This is a genomic window from Micromonospora sp. NPDC005367, from assembly GCF_040606825.1.
In the GTDB taxonomy this organism is placed as follows: domain Bacteria; phylum Actinomycetota; class Actinomycetes; order Mycobacteriales; family Micromonosporaceae; genus Micromonospora.
This window is the reverse complement of sequence record NZ_JBEXFP010000052.1, coordinates 26,768-46,704: the sequence shown is the minus strand read 5'-3', so window position 1 is coordinate 46,704 and position 19,937 is coordinate 26,768. Positions and strand designations below refer to the sequence as shown.

Genomic DNA, 19,937 nt, shown 5'->3' with positions numbered 1-19,937 from the left:
GCCGGAGGACGTCGCCCCGATCGTGGCGTTCCTCGCCGGCCCGGGCCGGTGGATCAACGGCCAGGTGGTGTACGCCAACGGCGGCGCCATCTGACCGCTCCACCCCACACCCGAGAACCTTCCCCCTCACCAGATCCGAGGTTTCCGACATGAGCAAGATCATCCTCATCAGCGGCGCGACCAGCGGATTCGGCGCACTCACCGCCCGGGCGCTGGCCCACGCCGGTCACACCGTGTACGCCGGGATGCGCGACCGGGCCGGACGCAACGTCCGGGCCGTCGCCGACGCCGAGGCGTACGGCACCGAGCACGGTGTCGACCTGCGCACGCTGGAACTCGACGTCTTGTCGCAGCCGTCGGCGGACGCCGCGATCGCCACCGTGCTGGCCGAACAGGGCCGGTTGGACGTCCTGATCCACAACGCCGGCCACATGGTCACCGGCCCGGCCGAGGCCTTCACCCCCGAGGAGTTCGCCGCGGTCTACGACACGAACGTGCTCGGCACCCAGCGCCTCAACCGGGCCGCTCTGCCGCACCTTCGGGCCCAGCGCAGCGGTCTCGTGGTCTGGGTCGGCAGCTCCAGCACCCGTGGTGGCACCCCGCCCTACCTGGCGCCGTACTTCGCCGCGAAGGCCGCCATGGACGCGCTGGCGGTCAGCTACGCCGCCGAGCTCGCCCGGTTCGGCATCGAGACCTCGATCATCGTCCCGGGCGCCTTCACCAAGGGCACGAACCATTTCGCCAACGGGGGCCACCCCACCGACCAGGCGACCGTCGCCGCGTACAACGTGCTGTACCCCGGGCTGCTGGAGCAGGTCGGCCAGCGGCTGGCCGCGATCGAACCGCCGGACGCGAACGTCGAGTCGGTCGCCGCGGCCATCGTCGAGGTGGTGGACACGCCCGCCGGCAAGCGCCCGTTTCGCAGGCACATCGATCCCTCCGACGACGGGGCCGAGGTGGTCAACGCGGTCGCCGATCGGGTACGGGCCGAGTTGCTCACCCGGATCGGGCTGGCCGACCTGCTCGGACCACACCTTGCCCCCCGCTGAGTTCGGACCGGGCACCCGGACCAGGGTCGCCGAGGCGTCGCGCCGTACCGGACGCGACGCCCGGCGGTCCCGGGCGGACCGTTCCTCGGAACCTGGTGGCCTGCAACTGAGGCAGCTGGAGTACTTCCTCGCGGTCGCGGCCGAGCAGAGTTTCACCCGGGCGGCCAACCGGCTGCACGTCGTCCAGTCGGCCGTCTCGGCTGCGATCTCCGCACTGGAGCGGGAACTGGACGCGGTGCTCTTCGAACGCAACTCCCGGCGAGTGGCGCTGACCGCCGCCGGGGAAGCGCTGGCGCCGAAGGCCCGGGCGACCCTGGACACCGCCCGCGCGGCCCGGGACGCGGTTCAGCAGGTCGGCAAGGAACTCCGCGGCACCATCGCCGTGGGTTGTCTCAGCGGCGTCGGCGGGATCGACTTCGCGGGTTTGCTGGGCGAGTTCCACGCCCGGTACCCGCTGGTCCGGCTCTGGCTGCGAACGGCGGAGTCGGACGGGTCAGCCGGTCTGGCCAGGTCACTGACGGTCGGGGAACTCGACGTGGCCTTCCTCGGCCTCGCTGGTCGCCCGTTCCCCGAGCTACGTACCCGCCGGCTGCTGCGCCTGCCGCAGGTGCTGGCCGTACCCGCCACGCACCCGCTGGCGGACCGGGACACCGTCGACCTGCCGGAGGTCGCGGACGAGCGGTTCATCGACTACCCGGTGGGCTACGCCAACCGCACGGCGATCGACCAGGCATTCGCCGCCGCCGGACTGCGACGCGTCATCGCGATGGAGGTCAGCGACGTGGCGGTGGCCGCGGAGTTCGTCGGCCACGGGTTGGGGGTGGCCTTCCTGCCCGCCCGGATGGCGTCGGCCAGGGACGATCTCAGGACCCTGCCGCTGACCTGCCAGTCGCTGGAGTGGTCGCTGCACGTGGCGACCCCGAGCAGCCGGCGGATCACCGCGGCCACCGCGGCGCTGCTGGAGATGGTCGACGAGCACCTGGAGCCGGACACCGGATCCGAGTAGCTCCACCCGTGCGATCGCCGCACGCAGGGAATCCCCGGCTGCGGCACGCCGCCGGCCGTGGGGCCGCCTACTGGCCGAAGGTGTAGCGCAGGTTCGCGTTGATCAGTACGTTGAGCCGCTTGCGCAGGTGTCCCAGCAACGACGCGTCGGGCAAGGGCTCGGCGACCAGCAGCGTCCAGCGCAGCCGCGTGCCGGCACCGCCGTCGGGCTCAAGATCGAAACGTACCTGGGCGTCCGGCCGCCGGGGCCAGAGCGATGACCAGACGACCAGGTGCGGACGGTCGGCGCGCAGGATCTGCGGCGACTGTTCGTCGTCGAGCAGGCGCAGCCAGGGACGCGCCGGATCCAGGTCGGGCTCGGTGAGCGCTTCGAAGACGACGCCCGGCGGAGGTGGCTGGCCGCGCGCGCGGCTGCCGGCTTCGAACATGCCCCCAGGCTAGGCCGTGCCGGCCCCGACGTCGTCTTCGACACCGTCGGTGAACTGCTGCCGAGCCGCCGGCAGTCGTCACAACGCGTCGCTCGGCGCGGGAATCCCGACCATCGCATCGACCGAGCACGACTCCCGAGGGGGTGGCTACGCCCGCTGCCTCGCCGTAGCATGAGGCGACATGCATAGATGATCGACCATCTTCGGGGGGCGCGTGGCCGAGCAGCAGATCCAGCGTGTGTTCATACCGCCGTCCGACGGGCCCGAGCGGCAGGCCCCGAACGGCCCGGCCCCGGCAGCGCCACTGAGCCCCGCGCGGATCACCGGCGTGGCGGCCGGTTTCATGACCGCCAAGGCGCTCTTCGTCGCCGCCGAGGTCGGCCTCTTCGCCGCCATTCCCGCCGAGGGCGCGACCGCGCCGGCCATCGCCGAACGCTGCCGGATCCCGGTGCGCAGCGCCCGCGCGCTCGCCGACCTGCTGGTGCCCACCGGTCTGCTCGAACACGACGGTGAGCGTTACCGCAACGCCCCCGACACCGAGGCGTTCCTCGCCGAGCGCGGCCCGCTCGACATGCGTCCCATGCTGACCTACTGGGACCTGGTCAGCTATTCGGCCTGGTCCCGGGCGTCCACCGCGTTCCGCACCCGGCAGGGCGTCCGGGGCGACCTCACCGAGGAACAGGTCCAGGCGTACGAGGCGTCGGTGGCTCTGGTGACCGCGGAGACGGCCGTCGACCTCGCCAAGACGTACGACTTCAGCCCCCACCGCCGGGTGCTCGACGTGGGTGGCGGCATCGGCACCTTCGCCAAGCCCCTCCTCGGGGCATACCCGCACCTCACCGCGACCCTGCTCGACCTGCCCGAGGTGGTGGCGGTGGCCCGGGAGAAGATCGCCGGTGACGCCTTCGCCGACCGGCTCGACCTGGTGGGCGCGGACGCGTTCGCCGATCCGCTGCCGGACGGGCACGACGTGGTGATCGTGGCCAACTTCCTGCACCTGTTCCCTCCGGAGCGCAACCTCGAACTACTGGCCCGGCTACGCGACGTCGTGACGCCGGACGGCCGGCTGCTGCTGGTCGACTGGTGGCGCGACGCCTCGGCGCCTCACCCCGCGACCCGCCTCGGCGGGGGTGAGTTCCTCATCATCAGCGGCGGCGACACCTACGAGGCGGGTGACGCGCAGCAGTGGCTCGACGCGACCGGGTGGCGGCTCGTGGAGTATCGACCGCTGGCCGCGCCGGCCGGGCTGATCGTCGCCGGACCGGCCTGAGTGGACCTACGAGAGGGAACCTCGACGTACGCCCAAAGTGGACGACATGGCAGGCGCTAGGGCTCCGAGAGCGGACGAAGCCGCTGGTGCGGCCACCGACACCGGCGGCTCGACCGCCCGGAATCCGCTGACCGTGCTCACGCTGGACGAGCTCCGCCGGCGCACCAGCGTGAAGTGGCGGATGTACCCGCCCGACGTGCTGCCGCTCTGGGTCGCGGAGCAGGACACACCCCTCGCTCCCCCGGTCGCCGACGCGCTGCGCCGCGCGATCGACCTCGGCGACACCGGCTACTCGTACGGCACGGCGTACGCCGAGGCGCTCGGGGACTTCGCGGCCCGGCGCTGGGACTGGCACGACTTCCGCGTCGACCACACCACCGTCGTACCCGACGTGATGATGGGCATCGTCGAGGTGCTCCGGCTCGTGACCGACCCGGGAGACGCCGTGGTGGTCTGCTCGCCCGTGTACCCGCCCTTCTACGCCTTCGTCACGCACGCCGACCGGCAGGTGATCGAGGCTCCGCTCGGGCCGGACCTGCGGCTGGACCACGCCGCTCTCGACGAGGCGTTCGGCCGGGCCCGCGCCTGCGGCCGCCGGCCGGCGTTCCTGTTGTGCAACCCGCACAACCCGACCGGAGTCGTGCACCGCCGGGACGAGCTGCAGGTCGTCGCCGAGCTGGCCGGCCGACACGGCCTGCGGGTGATCTCCGACGAGATCCACGCCCCACTCGTGCTTCCCGGGACACACTTCACGCCGTACCTCACGGTGGCCGGTGCCGAAGACGCCTTCGCCCTCACCTCCGCCTCGAAGGCGTGGAACCTCGCCGGCCTCAAGGCGGCGCTCGCGATCGCCGGGCCGCGGGCCGTCGCCGACCTCGACCGCATGCCGGAAGAAGTCAGCCACGGCCCCAGCCACCTGGGCGCACTCGCCCACACCGCCGCGTTCCGCGCCGGCGGGCAATGGCTCGACCTCCTCCTCGACGGTCTCGACGGCAACCGCACGCTGCTGGGGACACTGCTCGCGGAACACCTGCCCGCCGTCACCTACCACCGCCCCGAGGGCACCTACCTCGCCTGGCTGGACTGCACCCGGCTGGGCATCGCCACACCGCCGCCGACCGGTGCGCCCGGCGTGGCCAGCGACCTCGCCGGGCCCGCGAGGATGTTCCTGGACCGCGCACGGGTCGCCCTCAGCTCCGGGCACGTCTTCGGCACCGGCGGCGCGGGCTTCGTACGACTCAACTTCGCCACCTCGCCCGCGATCCTCACCGACGCCGTCACTCGGATGGGCGAGGCGCTCGAGGGCATCGCCCAGCTTGAGGCTCAGACGTTCCGGCCCGACCGGTGATGACAGCCGAGGCGTCGTGACCGGTCCCGGCAGCACGGTGACGGCTCATCCCCGTCCTGGTGCTCGACACCTCCCTACGGACCGGACGTGACGCCCGCAGTCCGCCGGGTCAGCGCAGCCGCCGGGCGGTGAATCTCGCCGGTGGCTCGGCGATCGCGTCCTGGGCCGCGATCAGCTGGATCTCCCGGGTGCCCGCCGCGAGGGTTGCCTCGAGTACGGCGAAGACGGAGGCGATGGTGCGCTCCAGTGCCGTCGCGGGTGAGCCCGTCGTCGACAGGTGTGCCAGGTACAGCGCGGCGGTGATGTCGCCGCCGCCGTTCGGGTTGATCGGCAGCAGCGGCGTGGTGACGGCCCAGGCGCCCTCGTCCGAGACCGCGACCACCTCCAGCGACCCCTCCGGCACGTCGCCGTGCAGCACGCTGGTGACCAGGACGTGCCGCGGCCCGGTGGCGCGCACCGTGTCGACCGCGTCCAGCACCTCCGCCAACGAGTTCGTCGTCCGGCCGGCGAGGAAGTCCAGCTCGAAGTGGTTCGGGGTGATGATGTCCGCGCGCGGGACGACCACGTCGCGCAGGTACACCGGGATGCCGGGTCGGACGAACATCCCACGGCCGGCATCGCCCATCACCGGGTCGCAGCAGTACACCGCGTTCGGGTTGATCGCCTTGACCTTCTCCACCGTTTCGAGGATCACCGTACCCATCGCCGGGTCGCCCTGGTAGCCCGACAGCACCGCGTCGGCGCTTCCGAGGACCCCGCGGTCCTCGATGCCGGCGATCACCTCGGCCACGTCGGCGGGTGCCAGCAGCGGCCCACGCCACGCGCCGTACCCGGTGTGGTTGGAGAAGTGAACGGTCAGCACCGGCCAGACCTCGTGTCCGAGCCGCTGCAGGGGGAAGACGGCCGCCGAGTTGCCGACGTAGCCGTACGCGACCGAAGACTGGATGGACAAGATTTTCACCGGCCCATCATGGCGGTTGCCGGCGGCGTCGTACGCACGGACCGCCGCATCTGTCGGGTGACCCACTTCCGACGGCTCAGGCCCGGACGGCCGCCTCTCCCCCGGCCAGCGCCGTGATGATCTCCGCGGGCGCGACGCTGGCGGGCCGGTCGCTGACCTGCCCGTCACCGAGTTCCACGACCCGCCACACCCCGTCGACGCGCAACGCGAGGTCCACGGTGACGAACGGCAGGGCCACCGCACCGACGAACGGGACGAGCCAGTCCAGGTCGAGCCGGTGCGGCGGTCGCGCCTCCGGGGTGTCCGGGTGCGGTCCCACCAGGACACACCTGCCCTCCACCCACCAGGTCCGCACCTCCGCCGAGGTGAACGTCTCGAACTCCCGCAGCACGAACCCGCCGACGAAGTCGTCGTCCCGCAGCTGCCTCATCCGGGAGGCCACCCGCCACGCGTGGTCGGCGTCCGAGACGTCCGGGACGAACGCCGCCTCGTCCCAGTGGTGCTTCGTCGACTTCACGTAGTCGCGCAGGACCACGGGGCCGGCGCCGAACTCGAGCCGCGCGCGGTCGAAGTCCGCACGGCGCGCGTCGGTCGTCCACACCGAACGCGGCGTCACCGGTGCCAGCGCCGGATACCAGCCGGGCAACTCGTGTGCCCGCCGGTACTGCTCCGCACTCGTACGCATCGTCACGCCACGCTCGGCGAGCAGCTGTGCGAGCGCACCGTACCGATCGCCGGCGAGCATCCAGCCCCGGTAGACGGCGGTCTCCCCGGCGGGCAGGGACGGCACCGCTCGCTCCGGTTCCTCGCCCCGAGCCAGCACATCATGATCAACCATGGCGACGTTCAGACCGGCGTCCCGGGCCGCCCGCGCCTCCGCGGCGAAATGCTCATCGGGACGGCGCGGCCGCAGCGGATCCGAGGGAACGAGTAGCAACATGCTCCGGATACTGCCCGGCCCGACCGCACCGCCTCCATCGGGTGCCCGCCACGACGGGTGCGCCACCTCCGGCCGGGCCTTAGCCGGTAGCGCTGTCACCCGTCGGCGCGCGGCATCGGGGTCGAGCGCAACGCGCCGTCGCGGAGCACCGCGTGCGCGCCGACGGTCTGGTTGACGATCTGCGTCACCCGTACGTCGACCGCGACGCTGGCCAGCGCCACCGCGTCGGGGCGGCTGATCCCGTACTGCCGCTGCATCAGGGTCAGCATCGAGTCCAGCGCCATGAAGGTGGCGTCGTCGAGGGTCGCGCCGACGCCGAGCGTCAACCAGGCGTCCGCGGTACGCGCCACCGGGCCGGTGATCGGGAAGTCGTCACGTACGTCGACGGTCAGGCTCACCTCGTCCATCGGGCACTCGATCGCGGTGCCGCCGACCTCCCCGTCGCCCTGCGCCGCGTGTCCGTCCCCCACCGAGAACAGCGCCCCGTCGACCGGAATCGGCAGCAACAGGGTGCTGCCGGCGGTCAGCTCCTTGCAGTCCAGGTTGCCGCCCCACGGACGGGGCGGGACCGTCGAGTGCAGACCCGGCTCAGCTGGCGGCATACCGAGCACCCCCATGAAGGGGCGCAGCGCCACCGTGTGCCCGTGCTGGTTACGGCCGAGCATCGCCACCGGATCGAGCTCCCAGGCGTGCACCACCCCGTGGTCCTCGACGCCGTACCGCTCGTTGAAACCGCTCGGCCAGCCGCCGGCCACGGTGGTTCCCCAGCTCGCCGGGACGACCGCATCGATGCGTACCTCGAGGGTCTGGCCGGCGCGGGCCCCGCGGACCGCGACCGGACCGATCAGCGCGTGTCCGTGGTCCGGCTGGTGCTGCGGGACCCGGGCCCGATCCCGGTTCCGCCCTCCCTCGTACGGTCCGGCCGACCACCAGCAGTCCAGGGTGCGGTAGGTGACGGTGTCGCCCGCGTCGATGGTGAGCACCGGTGGAAGGTCGGGGGAGAAGTGTCCGTGCAGCGTCTCGTCGCCTGGCGCGAGGATGTGTCGCATCCGCGAAGGCTAGTTGCTGACCCGGGGATCGGGGTAGCCCCCGCCCCGCCGACCGGTGCGGCACGACATATGTCGTAACAGAGCAGAGCCCAACCACTACGGATGGTCATTGACCCGGCCGACAGATATCGATGACCATTCATCAGCCATGTGTCTCTGGAGCTGACGGAGGTAGGGGCATGGGATTTGCGCGGCGATTGACAGCCGTCGGAGCGATCGTCGGAATGGCGATCGTGAGTGCGCCCGCAGTGGCGAGCGCCGAGGTGAAAGCGCCCAGCATCGTGCTCGAGAACGGGGTGACCCAGCCGGTCTTCTCGTACGACGAGGCAATTCAGGAGGTCGTCTACGTCGAGGCGCCGATGGACAGCGACGCCGACGGCCGCCGGGATCTGATCGAGGTCGACGTGATCCGGCCGGCGGAGACCGAGGCGGGCATGCGGGTGCCCACCATCATGGAGGCCAGCCCGTACTACGGCCGGGACGCCGGTGACCCACTGCCGGATCAGACCCGCGGCTTCCCCGGCTGGTGGGACGAGTACTTCGTTCCCCGGGGCTACGCGATCGTCCAGGTGGAGATGCAGGGCACCTCGCGGTCGTTCGGCTGCCCCACCACCGGTGGGCCGGAGGACACGATCAGCGCCAAGGCGGTCGTGGACTGGCTCAACGGCCGCGCCCCCGGCTTCCACCACGACGGGAGCGTGGCGGTCGCCGACTGGAGCACCGGCAACGTGGGCATGCAGGGCGTCTCGTACGTCGGCACCCTGCCCAACGCCGTCGCCACCCAGGGCGTGCCCGGCCTGCGGACCGTGGTGCCCATCTCCGCGATCTCCAGCTGGTACCGGTACGTGAACGACCAGGGGGTGGCCTGGTCGACCTGGAGCGAGAACGTCGACTTCCGGTACACCGAGTACCTCGCCGACTACGTCTCCGTCGGCCGGACACTCCCCGGCTCGGCGTCGGCACCGGCCTGCGAGTCGGTCATCACCGGGATCGGCGACGCCGAGGAGGCCAGCGACTCCGACTTCACCCCGTTCTGGCAGGAACGGAACTACCTGCCGGACGCCAACAACATCAAGACGGCCGGTACGTCCGTCTTCATGGTGCACGGTCTGACCGACTTCAACGTCAAGACCATGCACTTCGCCGACCTGTGGCACGAGATCGAGAAGCGCAACATGCCCCGCAAGATCTGGATCCACCGGGGCGCGCACGTGAACCCGACCAGCTTCCGCCCGGCGGAGTGGCAGGCGGTCATGCACCGGTGGATGGACTACTGGCTGTACGACATCCCGAACGGGGTCATGGACGAGCCGATGGCGGACATCCAGCGTCCCGACGGCAGCTGGGAGACCCACTCGACCTGGCCGGACGCGAGCGCGAAGAAGGTCGACCTGCGCTTCGGCCCCGCCACGGCCGACGCGGCGGGCACGCTCTCTCCGCACAATCCGAGCGGCAACCCCACGCAGAGCTTCGTCGACCAGCGCGAGTCGCAGGCGATCAAGGTCGGTGATGCCGAGCAGGCCAAGCCGGGCCGGCTCGCCTACGTGACTCCGCCGCTCGCGTCCGACGTACGCCTGTCCGGCACGCCCGAGCTGGCGGTCCGGATGTCGACGACGGCCGAGACCGCGCTGCTGTCGGCAATGCTCGTCGACTACGGCGCGGGACCGACCGTCACCGTGGCGGGCAAGGACCCGCTGGAGGTGGTCCAGGAGCCGTGCGAGCCGGAGGACCTGGCCAGCCGGACCGGGTGCGCCGAGCCGATGGAGACCGATGTCGCGATCACTCCCGAGCGCGTCCTGGCCTGGGGACACATCGACGTCAAGAACTCGCCGGACCTCCGGCGGAGCCAGCCACTGACGCCCGGCAAGCAGTACAACGTGAAGTGGAAGACCCTTCCGTCCGAGCACGTGATCCCGGCCGGGCACCGGATCGGGCTCGTCATCACCGGAAACTACGACGCGAACCCGACGTCGAACCGGCCGGCACGTGACACCGCCGCTATCGGCAGCGAGATCACGGTGTACCTGAACGGCAGCACCGTGACCCTTCCGGTCGTCGGAGGCAAGGCCGCCCTGGGCTTCTGACCAGGAAGCACCGCCGATCGGGTAGACCAGCCGGCGGGCCCCTCACCAGCATCTTCCTGGTGAGGGGCCCGTTCGTCCGTCAGGCCGCCCCCTCCGGGCTTCCGGCTCGCGCGGCGGCAACGGTCCGCCCGCGTTCCGAGTCGGGAAAACGGTCGAGCATGGCCCGTACCTCGTCGGCGCTCACGTCGGCGCCGAACAGCTCGCTACCCGGTTCGAGCCGTACGCCCTCGGCCAGCGGGCCGGCGACGACCGGATCGAAGCCGAGCCGGTCGACGATGGAGGCTACGACCGCGAGGTCGGCGGTGTCGTCGCCGGCGATCGCGATGGCCTTGCGGCCGGCGGCACCGGCGGGCCGCGCCTCGTCCTCGAGGTCGTGATATCCCATGTGGTTGAACGCCTTGACGACGCGGGAGTCGGGCAGGAACGCCTGGACGGTCTCGCTGGACGAGGTGCGCGGGTCGGTGAGGTCGTCGCGGATGCCGTCGATCTCCCACCAGTAGTTCATGGCGTCGACGACGAGCTTGCCGCGCAACGCCTCAACGGGAATGCCGCGGTACTTGCCCAGCGGAAGGGCGAGGATCACGATGTCGGCGCCGGCGGCGTCGGCCGCGGTGGTGGCGACGGCTCCGGGTGTGAGCACCTCGATGGTGAGGGCGATCCTCGCCGGGTCACCGGAACCGGCGATGAGCACCCGGTAGCCGGCGGCGACGGCGAGGCGGGCGAGCACGGTGCCCACCTTGCCGGCACCGAGGATGCCGAGGGTCTGTGGCGCGTTCCGGACGCTGTCGTCCATGTCTTCCTTCCGGATACTGATCTGACGTCCGTTGCTCCGGTCAGCCGGCCAGGATGTCGCGGACCATCGGGATCACCTTGCTGCCGTACAGCTCCACGGCGCGCATCCGGGCGCTCACCGGCTGCGCGCCCGCGGTGTAGATCAGGTCGAACCGGCCGACGCCGAGGCTGCGGATGGCGCCCGCCATGCGGTGGGCCACGGTCTCCGGCGAGCCGATGTAGAGGGATCCGTGCGCCACCTCGGAGTCGAACTCCTCGCGGCGGATCGGCGGCCAGCCGCGCAGCTTGCCGATCCGATCCCGCATGACCCGGTAGTACGGCCAGAACAGTTCCTTCGCCTGCTCGTCGGTGTCGGCGATGAAGCCCGGCGAGTGCATCCCGACCGGGTACGCGGTCGTGCCGAACTGTTCGGCCGCCCGCCGGTACAGGTCGATGTAGGGCGCGAAGCGCTCGGGACTGCCGCCGATGATGGCGAGCATCAGCGGGAAACCGTAGTGGGCGGTACGCACGACCGACTGCGGCGAACCACCGACGCCCACCCAGGTGTCGAGGTGACCCGATTCGGTCTTCGGGAAGACGTCGGCGTTCTCGAGCGGGGCACGTACGCTGCCGCTCCAGGTGATCGGCTTCTCCTCCAGCAGCTTCGCGAACAGCTCGATCTTCTCCTCGAAGAGCACGTCGTAGTCGCGCAGGTCGTAGCCGAACAGCGGGAAGGACTCGGTGAACGAGCCGCGTCCGAGGATGACCTCGGCGCGCCCGTTCGACAGCGCGTCCACCGTCGCGAAGCGCTGGAACACCCGGACCGGGTCGTCCGAACTCAGCACGGTCACGCCGGACGCGAGCCGGATGCGCGAGGTACGGGTGGCGATTCCCGCCAGCACGGTCTCCGGCGTCGACACCGAGTACTCCGGCCGGTGGTGCTCGCCGAGGGCGATGACATCGACGCCGAGGTCGTCCGCGAGCACCGCCTCCTCGACGACCTGCCGGATCGCCGCGGCGTGGGAGACGGGCCTACCGGCGTCGTCCTCCGGTACGTCACCGAAGGTGTCGAGACCGAACTCGAGATCAGACATTTGCGGACTCCTTCTCGGCCTGGTGGCGATGCTCGCATCACCGGGTGGTTACCCGCTACCGTCGAACTCCCTCGACGATTGACATGTCAAACATGTTAGCGTGGAATTGACATGTCAACCCGGGAGCGAGCATGACGAAGGACACACCGCGGCAGCACGGACGCCAACTGCCGACCGCGGAGGAGCTCCGGATCTGGCGCGACTTCATCGAGACGACGGACGTGCTCCGGTCCCGAATCGCGTCACGCCTCCAGAGCGATTCCGCGTTGTCGCCGGGCGACTACGCCGTACTGCTCGCCCTCACCGAAGCCCCGGAACAGCAGATGCGCTCCTCCGAACTCGCGGCGCACATCGGCTGGGAACGCAGCCGGCTCTCCCATCACCTCGGGCGGATGGAGCGGCGTGGCCTCATCCGCCGGCAGGAGTGCGCGACCGATCCGCGCGGAGCGGAGGTCCACCTCACGGCGGCGGGCGCCGAGGCGTTCCGCGGATCCACCGTTCCGCATCTGCGCGCCATCCGCGAACTCTTCGTCGACGCGCTCACCCCGGAACAACTCCTCGCCGCCGGCGAGATCGCCGCGGCGCTGCGCGCCCACCTCGACGCCCGGCAGGCGAAATGATCAAGCAGTCTGTTCGTCGCCCCGGATGCGGGCGTGCAGGTGCATGTCGTGTCGGCCGTCGGAGTGGACGGCGTCGCTCCGCTTGGTGCCCTCCAGACGGAAGCCGGACCTGACGGCCACCCGGCAGGAGCCCAGGTTACGGGTCGAGTGATCCAACTCCAGGCGGTGGAAGCCGGCGTCGCCGAGGGCCCAGACGCTCAAGGCCGTGAGCGCGCCGGACGCCACACCCGCACCACGGGCGGCCGGGAGCACCCAGTACGCGCACTCGGCGACACCGTCATCGAGGTCGATCCCCCGCATCGCGATGCGCCCCAGCACCTCGCCCCCACCGCGGGTCACGGCCCAATGCGCGCCGCTCTCCTGCGCCCAGTCCCGGCGATACCGGTCGAACCACTCCCGGACCTGTTCCTCGGACGCCGGCCGGCGGGTGTGCCACCGCTGGATCTCGGGGTCACGATAGGCGGCGAGGAAGACCGGCACGTCGGTCGGTTCCCAGGGCCGCAGCAGCAGATCGGCCGGGGCCGCGAGCACGGGTTGCGGGCCGGCGGCCAACGTGCCGGCGGGGATGGCGGGCGGCGTCGAGAGGGCTGAGTCCACCACCCATCCTTTCCCGGCGGCCGCCTCGCGTGTCAAGTTCTCATGCGTACGCTCCGACCGCGCGGCGGCTGCCCGCCCGCGCCCCGATCGGCGAGAGGTGGCACCGGGCATGCGGGTGACAATGACGACCGCTGTGGCAGGGACCGGCCGGGTCAACGAGGACTTCACCGGCGCCGTGCCGACGGCGGCGGTGCTGATCGACGGCGCCGGCATCCCGGGCGCGGAATCGATCTGCCGGCACGGCGTGGCCTGGTACGCCACCCGCCTCGGTGGCCGCCTGCTCGGCCTCGTGTCACTCGTGCGCGACCGCAGCCTCCCGGCGCTGCTCGCCGAGGCCATCGAGCAGGTGACGGACGATCACCGGGACACCTGCGACGTCGCCGACCCCGTCAGTCCCTCGGCCACCGTCGCCATCCTGCGCGTCGCCGACGGCCTCGTCGACCACCTGGTGCTCGGCGACTCGGTGCTCGTCCTCGACCGGGCCGGCGATACGCCGCTCGTCGTCACCGACCCGCGCGAAGTGGTCATCAGCCGGTCGTACCGGTCCGCGATCGAAGCCACCGTCGCAGGCAGCGACGAGTACCACCGGCTGCTGCGGGAACTGCGCGCCAACCGGAACCAGCCGGGCGGCTTCTGGGTCGCCAAGGACGACCCGCGCGCGGCCGAGCAGGCGATCACCGGCAGCTGCCCGGCCGCCGGGCTGGCCGGCGCCGTACTGCTCAGCAACGGAGCCAGCCGCATCGTGGACCGGTTCGCCCTCGCCGACTGGCCGGAGGTTCTGACGGTCCTCGCGTCCAGCGGCCCCGCCGAGATAATCCGTCGGGTCCGGCAGGCGGAGGCACGTCACGCGGTGCCGGCGGACGACGCGACGATCGCGTACTGCACCGACCTCGGCATCAGCCGGTGGTGACCGGCAGCGTGGCGTAGCCGCGCAGCACCAGACGGTCGCGGCGCACGGCCGGACCGGCCAGGCTCAGCCGGGGCAGCATCGCCAGCAGCAGCGGGAACGCGACCTGGGCCTCCAGCCGGGCCAGCGGCGCCCCGAGGCAGTAGTGTGCGCCGCCACCGAACGAGACCGGCTGGATGTTCGGACGGCCCGGGTCGAACCGGTGCGGGTCCGGGTAGCGGGCCGGGTCCCGGTTGGCGGCGCCGAGCAGCATGGTGACGTCTGCGCCGCCCGGGAGGCTCAGCCCGTCGCCGAGATCCAGTGGCACGGTCGTGAGCCGGCCGGTGAGCTGCACCGGGGAGTCGTACCGCAGGATCTCCTCGACGAAGGCCGGCGCGAGGTTCGGGTCGGCCCGCAACCGGTCCGCCTGCTCGGGACGTTCCAGCAGGAGCTTGATGCCGGTGCCGAGCAGGTTCGTGGTGGTCTCGAAGCCGGCGACGAGCAGCAGCACCAGGTTGGCGAGCAGCTCCTCGCCGGTCAAGCCGATACCGCCGGTCTCGTCGTGCACGGCGACCAGCGCGCTCGTCAGGTCCTCCTGTGGGGCCCGGCGACGCTCCTCGATCAGGTCGACGAAGTAGGCCTCGAGTTCCCGGCCCGCCACGTCGGCGAGCCGCATCTCCTCCTCCGTGCTGATCGGCTCCAGCACCACGGTCAGGTCCGCGGCCCGCTGCCGGAACCACAGCCGGTCCGCCTCCGGGATGCCGAGCAGCGCGCAGATCACCCCGATCGGCAGCGGGAACGCGAAAGCGCTCATGAAGTCCGCACTGGCCGGCATCGACTTGATCAGGTCCTCGGCCTGCCCCGCGATGACGTCGCGCATCTCGGCGACCCGGCGGGCCGTGAAGGTGGCCGAGGCCGCACGGCGTACCCGGCCGTGCTCCGGCGGGTTGGTCTGCAGCATGGACAGCACGATCGAGGCGACACCGCGGTTACGCCGCCAGTCGGGCCAGAAACCGTCGTAGTCGGTGGCGTCGGCGATGCGCAGGGTCGGCTCGCGCAGCAGCCGGTTCGTGAGCGCGTGGGTGGTGACGAACCAGCGGCCGTCGGGCGCCTGGAAGACCGGTGAGTGCGCCCGGATCACGTCGTAGGCCGGGTACGGGTCGACGCGTCCTTCCGGCAGGAACAGCGACGCCAGCGCGGTCTGAAGGTCCATCCCCGTGCCTCCCCTGTAGATGGATTGCCGTCTTGCATCATGCCTGGCGGCGCTCGCGCTGTGCTCGGCCTCAACCTCTGCCTCGGTCTCGGCGGGCAGGCGTCACGGCAGGGAGACCGGGGAAAACCGGCGCCACGAACGGCAACGCGAGATGATCTGGTCATGCAGGCGGCAGAAGACACGCCGGCCCTACTGACGGTCGGCCACGGACCGTTGCCCCGTGCCGCGCTCGGCCGCCTGCTGGCCGACGCCGCCGTGAAACTGGTAGTCGATGTACGCCGCTTTCCCGGCAGCCGCGCCAACCCCGACGTCCGGCGCGACGCGTTGGCGCAGTGGCTGCCGGAACTGGGGATCGAATACCGCTGGGAGGAGCGCCTCGGTGGCCGACGGCACCTGCCGGCCGGGACGCCGGCGCACGACGTGTGGTGGACCGTCCCCGCGTTCCGCGCCTACGCCGCATACACCCGTACACCACCGTTCCTGGCAGCGCTGGACCTCGTGCTCGAACAGGCCGCGTCGGACCGGACCGCGGTCATGTGCAGCGAGAGCGTCTGGTGGCGTTGTCATCGCCGGCTGATCGCCGACGTCACGATCCTGAGCCGTGCCGTGCCGGTACGCCACCTCATGCCGGACGGACGGTTGGCGCCGCATCCCGTGGCGGCCGGTGCCCGGCTGCGTCCGGACGGACTTGTCGAGTGGATCGGCGGCTGAGCGCAGCCACGCCGCGCTACGGGGTGGCGAGCAGCAAGATGCCGAGCGTGAGCAACGTGCCCACCTTCGCCACCTCCAGCACCACGTAGCCGAGGTGGCTCCCGGAGCGGGGCGCGTCCTCACCCGCGAGCACCCGCTTGGTCCGGGAATTCAACCGTGGCCGGACCGCGGCGAGTTGCAGCAGCAGCGCCACCGCCGCCAGGCCGGCCACCCCCACGACGGCGCCGGACGCCGGCCCGAGGACGACGGTCGCGAGCAGGGTCAGCGCGAAGCAGGCTTCGATCACGTTGAGCGCCCGGAAGACCAGGCGTCCGATGCCGAGCCCGATGGGCACCGTGACTCCGGGCGCGCGGAACTTCAGCGGCGCCTCGAGGAACGAGATGGCCAGGACCATCCCGAGCCAGACGAAGACCACAGCGGTGGCGAGGGCTGACGGCGGGCTCATCGACATCTCCTATCCCTGCGGCGGGTCTTCGTGCGCTTGGAGGGTCGGACCGGCCACCGGGACGGGGCTCCGGCCGGGCGGACGACCGGCCAGCCGGCGTCGCATCGACCCGGCGATCCGACCGGCCTGGAGCTTCGCGTACTCGGCGTGGGGCCCGGCGTGCCGGTCGTCGATGGTGGCGGCCCAGAGCGCGAGCCAACGCGTGAAGTGCCGTTCGGTCAGCGGTTCCAGCCGGTGCAGATCGAAGTGGAGCTGAAGGGCGTTACGCCGGTAGGTGCCGGCTTTGAAGATCACGGTCGCCCAGAAGTCACACATGATCGGGAGGTGCCGGTCGAGGTCGAGCTTCGCCACGTCGACGAAGACGTGCCCGAGCAGGTCGTCGGCGAAGGCGCGGGAGTAGAAGTCGGTGACGATACCGGCGATGTCGCTGCGGTCGGTGATGTCGCTCGCCATCTCCGGCGCTCCTTTCTCACGGGCGGGCGTCGGAGTCGAGGTTCCGGACAGCCCCGGAACCTCGACCCGAGCCCTGGTCAGCGGCTACCGGCCCACGCGTCGGAGCCGAAGACCTCGTACCGGATCCGGGTGCCGGGGACGCCAAGCTCCCGGAGCCGGCCGCGGACCGCCTGCATGAACGGGAGCGGTCCGCACAGGTACACCTGCGCCTCCGGGGTCAGCGGGATCTCGTCGACATCGATCCGTCCGGCGCGGACCTCGGTCGACCCGTCGAACTCGCGCGGCGTGGGCTGCTCGTACCAGACCAGATGCCGGAAGGAGCGCAGCCGGGCTCCGCTGCCGATGATGTCGGGTCGCAGGCAGTGCCGTTCGGGGCTGCGTTCGGCGTGTGCGACGACGACATCGCGGTTCGGTTCCGCCCGGGAGACGTGGTCGAGGATGGCGGCCATCGGCGTGATCCCGACGCCGGCGCTGACCAGCACCAACGGTGCGGTTCCGGCGGTCAGGGTGAGATCTCCGTAGGGAGCGCTCACCGCCAGCCGGTCCCCGGCACGAACGTGGTCGACGAGATGGCTCGACACGAGCCCGTCGGGCGCCCCGCCGACGCCCCGCACCCGACGCACGGTGATCCGCAGCCCGCCCAACCCGTGGGCGGCCTGGGACAGCGAGTACTGGCGGATCTGCCGGCCGCCGTCCGGCAGGTCGACGGCGACACTGACGTACTGGCCGGCCCGATAGCTCGGCGTCGGCGACCCGTCGGCGCTGGTCAACACGAACGAGACGGTGTCCTGCGCCTCCTCGCGTCGGTGGCTCACCACCACCTCGCGCCACGGATGATCCGGGTCGACCTCGGTGTCGGCGTACAGCCGGGCCTCCAGGCCGATCAGGCGGCAGGCGAACAGCCAGTAGACCTCGTCCCAGGCGGCGGCCACCTCGGGAGTGACCGCGTCGCCGAGCACGGCGCCGACCGCGTTCAGCAGGTATCGACCGACGATCGTGTACTGCTCCGGCCGGATGCCGAGCGAGGCATGCCGGTGGGCGATGCGGCGCACCACCGGATCGAAGGGCGTCCCCTCGCCCACCAGATCCGCCGCGAAGGCGACCACGGCACCGGCGAGCGCCTTGCGCTGCTCCCCGCTGGCCTGCGCGCTACGACTGAACAGGCGTAGCAGTTCGGGGTTCTCGGTGAGCATGGTGTCGTAGAAGAGCCCGGTGATTGTTTCGATGTGTGCGCGGACGGCGGGCAGCGTGGCGCGCACGGTCGCTTCGTGCTTGTCGGACAGCACGGTTTCTCCGATCAGCTGTGGTGGATCAGTGACTCGGGCGGGTCCCGCCACTCACCTGCTGGTGAGCGACAGGAGCAGATCCCGGGTCGGCGGGTGCAGCAGATCGCCGATGGTCACCTCGTCGAGGCTGGCGTAGAAGGCCTCCTGCGCGCGGCGGAGGGCGCCACGGAGCCGGCAACCGGCCCGCAGCGGGCAGGCGGGTGTGTCGCACCTGACCACCTCCTCGTCGGCTTCGAGCCGGCGGATGAGGCCACCGATGCTCACCGAGGTCGCGCCGTCCGCGAGCAGGACGCCACCGCCACGGCCGCGGATCGTCTCGATCAGCCCCAGATGCTGGAGTCGCTGGACGATCTTCGCGAGGTGGTTCCGTGGCACCGCGAGGGACTGCGCCAGTTCGTCGACCGTGGTCCTACCGTCTCGGGTCCCCATGAGCATCACGACTCGGAGACCGATGTCCGTCGACTGATTGAGCTGCACATCGGCAGGCTAACAAAAACAGGTATCTCAGAGTCCTGTTATGTGGGTCGGTTCACGCCCGCCTCACCGGGCCCGCGCCGGCGCACCCCCACCGGTGCACCCGCCCGCCTAGGCTGGGTGACCGTGCACACGCTGTCCCGTACCGATGCGCGTCGCCTCGCCGTGCGCGCCCAACTGCTGGACGCGCACCGGCCGATCGGAATGTTCGAGGTCGTAGGCCAGCTGACGCTGGTGCAGAACGACCTGACCGCGGCCGTCGCGCCCAGCGCCGACCTGGTCCTGTGGAGCCGGCTCGGCTTCTCGTACTCCCCCGGGCAGCTCCGCGACGCGCTCGACGAGCAGACCCTGCTGGAGCTGCACGGCTTCATCCGGCCGCCCGGGGACCTCGCTCTCTACCGGGCCGAGATGGCCGACTGGCCCGGCCGTCCCCCACTGCGCGAATGGCAGGAGGACCTGCAGGACTGGGTGGCCGCGAACAACGGCTGCCGGCTGGACATCCTCGCCCGGCTCCGCGCCGACGAGCCACTGATCTCGCGCGAGCTACCGGACACCTGCGTGGTCCCCTGGCGCTCCTCCGGCTGGACCAACAACCGCAACGTCACCAAACTGCTCGACCTCCTCGTCCAGCGGGGCGAGGTCGCGGCCGCCGGGCGGCGCGGCGCCGACCGGCTGTGGGACCTCGCCGAGCGGATCTACCCGGACGAGGTGGTGCCGCACGACGAGGCGATGCGGATCCGGAACGAGCGCCGGTTGCGGGCGCTGGGGATCGCCCGCGAACGTGCGCCGGTGTGCCCGGGCGAGCCGAACGACGTTCGCACGGCCGGCGAACCCGCCGTCGTCGAGGGCGTGAAAGGTCGGTGGCGGATCGACCCCGAGCTGTTGGACCAGGCGTTCAAGGCTCGGACGGCGCTGCTGTCGCCCCTGGACCGGCTCGTCTTCGACCGCACGCGGATAGCGGAACTGTTCGAGTTCGACTACCAGCTGGAGATGTACAAGCCGCCCGCGAAGCGCCGCTGGGGTTACTGGGCGATGCCCATCCTGCACGGGGACCGGCTGGTCGGGAAGCTCGACGCCACGGCCGACCGCAGGGCCGGTGTGCTCCGGGTGAACGCCCTGTACCAGGACGTGCCGTTCACTCCGGCGATGACCACCGCGGTACGCCGTGAGATCGAGGACCTGGCGGCCTGGCTCCGGCTGGCCCTGGTGCCGACGAGCACACGTTGATCGTGGGTGGGGCGGGGCGCTCGATC

At 71.3% G+C, this 19,937-nt stretch carries 21 protein-coding genes and 1 pseudogene; 10 read left to right on the top strand and 12 right to left on the bottom strand.

Annotation, left to right across the window (positions count from 1 at the left end):
- From ABZS42_RS26995 to ABZS42_RS26985, 3 genes and pseudogenes are all read left to right on the top strand, one after another.
- Positions 1–94, top strand: a pseudogene (locus ABZS42_RS26995) (3-ketoacyl-ACP reductase); the annotation flags it as partial.
- 55 nt (positions 95–149) lie between these two features.
- Positions 150–1,049, top strand: coding sequence for an SDR family oxidoreductase (locus ABZS42_RS26990; RefSeq protein ID WP_355149879.1), 900 nt, complete (start codon positions 150–152; stop codon positions 1,047–1,049).
- Positions 1,036–2,055: a LysR family transcriptional regulator gene (locus ABZS42_RS26985; protein WP_355149877.1), complete on the top strand. Its 1,020-nt coding sequence runs from the start codon at positions 1,036–1,038 to the stop codon at positions 2,053–2,055. Before ABZS42_RS26990 ends, ABZS42_RS26985 begins: the two co-directional genes overlap by 14 nt.
- A 67-nt stretch (positions 2,056–2,122) precedes the next feature.
- Here the strand turns inward: ABZS42_RS26985 and ABZS42_RS26980 are convergent, their stop codons facing one another.
- Positions 2,123–2,482, bottom strand: coding sequence for a hypothetical protein (locus ABZS42_RS26980; protein WP_355149875.1), 360 nt, complete (start codon positions 2,480–2,482; stop codon positions 2,123–2,125).
- A 214-nt stretch (positions 2,483–2,696) separates the two neighbouring features.
- Here ABZS42_RS26980 and ABZS42_RS26975 point away from each other — a divergent pair, with 214 nt between their 5' ends.
- Both ABZS42_RS26975 and ABZS42_RS26970 read left to right on the top strand, forming a co-directional pair.
- Positions 2,697–3,752, top strand: coding sequence for a methyltransferase (locus ABZS42_RS26975; RefSeq protein ID WP_355149873.1), 1,056 nt, complete (start codon positions 2,697–2,699; stop codon positions 3,750–3,752).
- Positions 3,753–3,798: 46 nt separating this feature from the next.
- Positions 3,799–5,100, top strand: a complete 1,302-nt coding sequence (locus ABZS42_RS26970; protein WP_355149871.1) for a MalY/PatB family protein — start codon at positions 3,799–3,801, stop codon at positions 5,098–5,100.
- Positions 5,101–5,209: 109 nt separating this feature from the next.
- On the opposite strand, the gene pdxY is transcribed toward ABZS42_RS26970, so the two are convergent.
- The 3 genes from pdxY to ABZS42_RS26955 form a co-directional block, all read right to left on the bottom strand.
- The gene (gene pdxY / locus ABZS42_RS26965) at positions 5,210–6,061 is read right to left on the bottom strand and encodes a pyridoxal kinase PdxY (RefSeq protein WP_355149869.1); all 852 of its coding nucleotides are present in this window, start codon (positions 6,059–6,061) and stop codon (positions 5,210–5,212) included.
- Positions 6,062–6,137: 76 nt separating this feature from the next.
- On the bottom strand, positions 6,138–7,001 hold the full coding sequence (locus ABZS42_RS26960) for an ATP-grasp domain-containing protein (protein ID WP_355149867.1): 864 nt from the start codon (positions 6,999–7,001) through the stop codon (positions 6,138–6,140).
- Between the two features lie 95 nt (positions 7,002–7,096).
- The gene (locus ABZS42_RS26955) at positions 7,097–8,050 is read right to left on the bottom strand and encodes an acetamidase/formamidase family protein (protein WP_355149865.1); all 954 of its coding nucleotides are present in this window, start codon (positions 8,048–8,050) and stop codon (positions 7,097–7,099) included.
- 233 nt (positions 8,051–8,283) lie between these two features.
- Here ABZS42_RS26955 and ABZS42_RS26950 point away from each other — a divergent pair, with 233 nt between their 5' ends.
- Positions 8,284–10,134 carry a CocE/NonD family hydrolase gene (locus ABZS42_RS26950; protein ID WP_355149863.1) on the top strand — a complete coding sequence of 617 codons (1,851 nt, stop codon included), beginning with the start codon at positions 8,284–8,286 and terminating at the stop codon, positions 10,132–10,134.
- Between the two features lie 79 nt (positions 10,135–10,213).
- On the opposite strand, the gene ABZS42_RS26945 is transcribed toward ABZS42_RS26950, so the two are convergent.
- Together ABZS42_RS26945 and ABZS42_RS26940 are read right to left on the bottom strand one after the other, a co-directional pair.
- Positions 10,214–10,927 carry an NAD(P)-binding domain-containing protein gene (locus tag ABZS42_RS26945; protein WP_355149861.1) on the bottom strand — a complete coding sequence of 238 codons (714 nt, stop codon included), beginning with the start codon at positions 10,925–10,927 and terminating at the stop codon, positions 10,214–10,216.
- Positions 10,928–10,967: 40 nt separating this feature from the next.
- On the bottom strand, positions 10,968–11,999 hold the full coding sequence (locus tag ABZS42_RS26940; protein WP_355149859.1) for an LLM class flavin-dependent oxidoreductase: 1,032 nt from the start codon (positions 11,997–11,999) through the stop codon (positions 10,968–10,970).
- Between the two features lie 131 nt (positions 12,000–12,130).
- Here ABZS42_RS26940 and ABZS42_RS26935 point away from each other — a divergent pair, with 131 nt between their 5' ends.
- A complete protein-coding gene (locus tag ABZS42_RS26935; RefSeq protein WP_355149857.1) occupies positions 12,131–12,619 on the top strand; it encodes a MarR family transcriptional regulator in 489 nt (162 codons plus the stop codon).
- On the opposite strand, the gene ABZS42_RS26930 is transcribed toward ABZS42_RS26935, so the two are convergent.
- Positions 12,620–13,216, bottom strand: coding sequence for a GNAT family N-acetyltransferase (locus ABZS42_RS26930; protein ID WP_355149855.1), 597 nt, complete (start codon positions 13,214–13,216; stop codon positions 12,620–12,622).
- 121 nt (positions 13,217–13,337) lie between these two features.
- Here ABZS42_RS26930 and ABZS42_RS26925 point away from each other — a divergent pair, with 121 nt between their 5' ends.
- Positions 13,338–14,126, top strand: coding sequence for a hypothetical protein (locus ABZS42_RS26925; RefSeq protein ID WP_355149853.1), 789 nt, complete (start codon positions 13,338–13,340; stop codon positions 14,124–14,126).
- Here ABZS42_RS26925 and ABZS42_RS26920 read toward each other — a convergent pair.
- Entirely contained in the window at positions 14,113–15,315 is a 1,203-nt protein-coding gene (locus ABZS42_RS26920; protein ID WP_355149852.1) for a cytochrome P450, read from the bottom strand. The two genes, ABZS42_RS26925 and ABZS42_RS26920, sit on opposite strands and share 14 nt — an antisense overlap.
- 162 nt (positions 15,316–15,477) lie before the next feature.
- On the opposite strand from ABZS42_RS26920, the gene ABZS42_RS26915 reads away from it, so the two are divergent.
- A complete protein-coding gene (locus ABZS42_RS26915; protein ID WP_355149850.1) occupies positions 15,478–16,026 on the top strand; it encodes a DUF488 domain-containing protein in 549 nt (182 codons plus the stop codon).
- Between the two features lie 16 nt (positions 16,027–16,042).
- Here ABZS42_RS26915 and ABZS42_RS26910 read toward each other — a convergent pair whose 3' ends face one another.
- From ABZS42_RS26910 to ABZS42_RS26895, 4 genes are all read right to left on the bottom strand, one after another.
- Positions 16,043–16,471, bottom strand: coding sequence for a hypothetical protein (locus ABZS42_RS26910; protein WP_355149849.1), 429 nt, complete (start codon positions 16,469–16,471; stop codon positions 16,043–16,045).
- 9 nt (positions 16,472–16,480) lie between these two features.
- Positions 16,481–16,924 carry a group III truncated hemoglobin gene (locus ABZS42_RS26905; RefSeq protein WP_355149847.1) on the bottom strand — a complete coding sequence of 148 codons (444 nt, stop codon included), beginning with the start codon at positions 16,922–16,924 and terminating at the stop codon, positions 16,481–16,483.
- Positions 16,925–17,001: 77 nt separating this feature from the next.
- Complete coding sequence (locus ABZS42_RS26900) at positions 17,002–18,210, bottom strand: globin domain-containing protein (protein ID WP_355149845.1); 1,209 nt, start codon at positions 18,208–18,210, stop codon at positions 17,002–17,004.
- A gap of 51 nt (positions 18,211–18,261) precedes the next feature.
- Entirely contained in the window at positions 18,262–18,687 is a 426-nt protein-coding gene (locus ABZS42_RS26895; RefSeq protein ID WP_355149843.1) for an Rrf2 family transcriptional regulator, read from the bottom strand.
- 117 nt (positions 18,688–18,804) lie between these two features.
- On the opposite strand from ABZS42_RS26895, the gene ABZS42_RS26890 reads away from it, so the two are divergent.
- Positions 18,805–19,911 carry a crosslink repair DNA glycosylase YcaQ family protein gene (locus ABZS42_RS26890; RefSeq protein ID WP_355149841.1) on the top strand — a complete coding sequence of 369 codons (1,107 nt, stop codon included), beginning with the start codon at positions 18,805–18,807 and terminating at the stop codon, positions 19,909–19,911.
- Positions 19,912–19,937 lie beyond the last annotated feature (26 nt).

Bases quoted from the DNA above. Each gene is read 5' to 3' on its own strand.
- ABZS42_RS26990 (WP_355149879.1), top strand. From the start codon at position 150: ATGAGCAAGATCATCCTCATCAGCGGCGCGACCAGCGGATTCGGCGCA.
- ABZS42_RS26980 (WP_355149875.1), bottom strand. From the start codon at position 2,482: ATGTTCGAAGCCGGCAGCCGCGCGCGCGGCCAGCCACCTCCGCCGGGC.
- ABZS42_RS26970 (WP_355149871.1), top strand. From the start codon at position 3,799: ATGGCAGGCGCTAGGGCTCCGAGAGCGGACGAAGCCGCTGGTGCGGCC.
- ABZS42_RS26960 (WP_355149867.1), bottom strand. From the start codon at position 7,001: ATGTTGCTACTCGTTCCCTCGGATCCGCTGCGGCCGCGCCGTCCCGAT.
- ABZS42_RS26955 (WP_355149865.1), bottom strand. From the start codon at position 8,050: ATGCGACACATCCTCGCGCCAGGCGACGAGACGCTGCACGGACACTTC.
- ABZS42_RS26945 (WP_355149861.1), bottom strand. From the start codon at position 10,927: ATGGACGACAGCGTCCGGAACGCGCCACAGACCCTCGGCATCCTCGGT.
- ABZS42_RS26940 (WP_355149859.1), bottom strand. From the start codon at position 11,999: ATGTCTGATCTCGAGTTCGGTCTCGACACCTTCGGTGACGTACCGGAG.
- ABZS42_RS26935 (WP_355149857.1), top strand. From the start codon at position 12,131: ATGACGAAGGACACACCGCGGCAGCACGGACGCCAACTGCCGACCGCG.
- ABZS42_RS26925 (WP_355149853.1), top strand. From the start codon at position 13,338: ATGACGACCGCTGTGGCAGGGACCGGCCGGGTCAACGAGGACTTCACC.
- ABZS42_RS26920 (WP_355149852.1), bottom strand. From the start codon at position 15,315: ATGGACCTTCAGACCGCGCTGGCGTCGCTGTTCCTGCCGGAAGGACGC.
- ABZS42_RS26915 (WP_355149850.1), top strand. From the start codon at position 15,478: ATGCAGGCGGCAGAAGACACGCCGGCCCTACTGACGGTCGGCCACGGA.
- ABZS42_RS26910 (WP_355149849.1), bottom strand. From the start codon at position 16,471: ATGAGCCCGCCGTCAGCCCTCGCCACCGCTGTGGTCTTCGTCTGGCTC.
- ABZS42_RS26905 (WP_355149847.1), bottom strand. From the start codon at position 16,924: ATGGCGAGCGACATCACCGACCGCAGCGACATCGCCGGTATCGTCACC.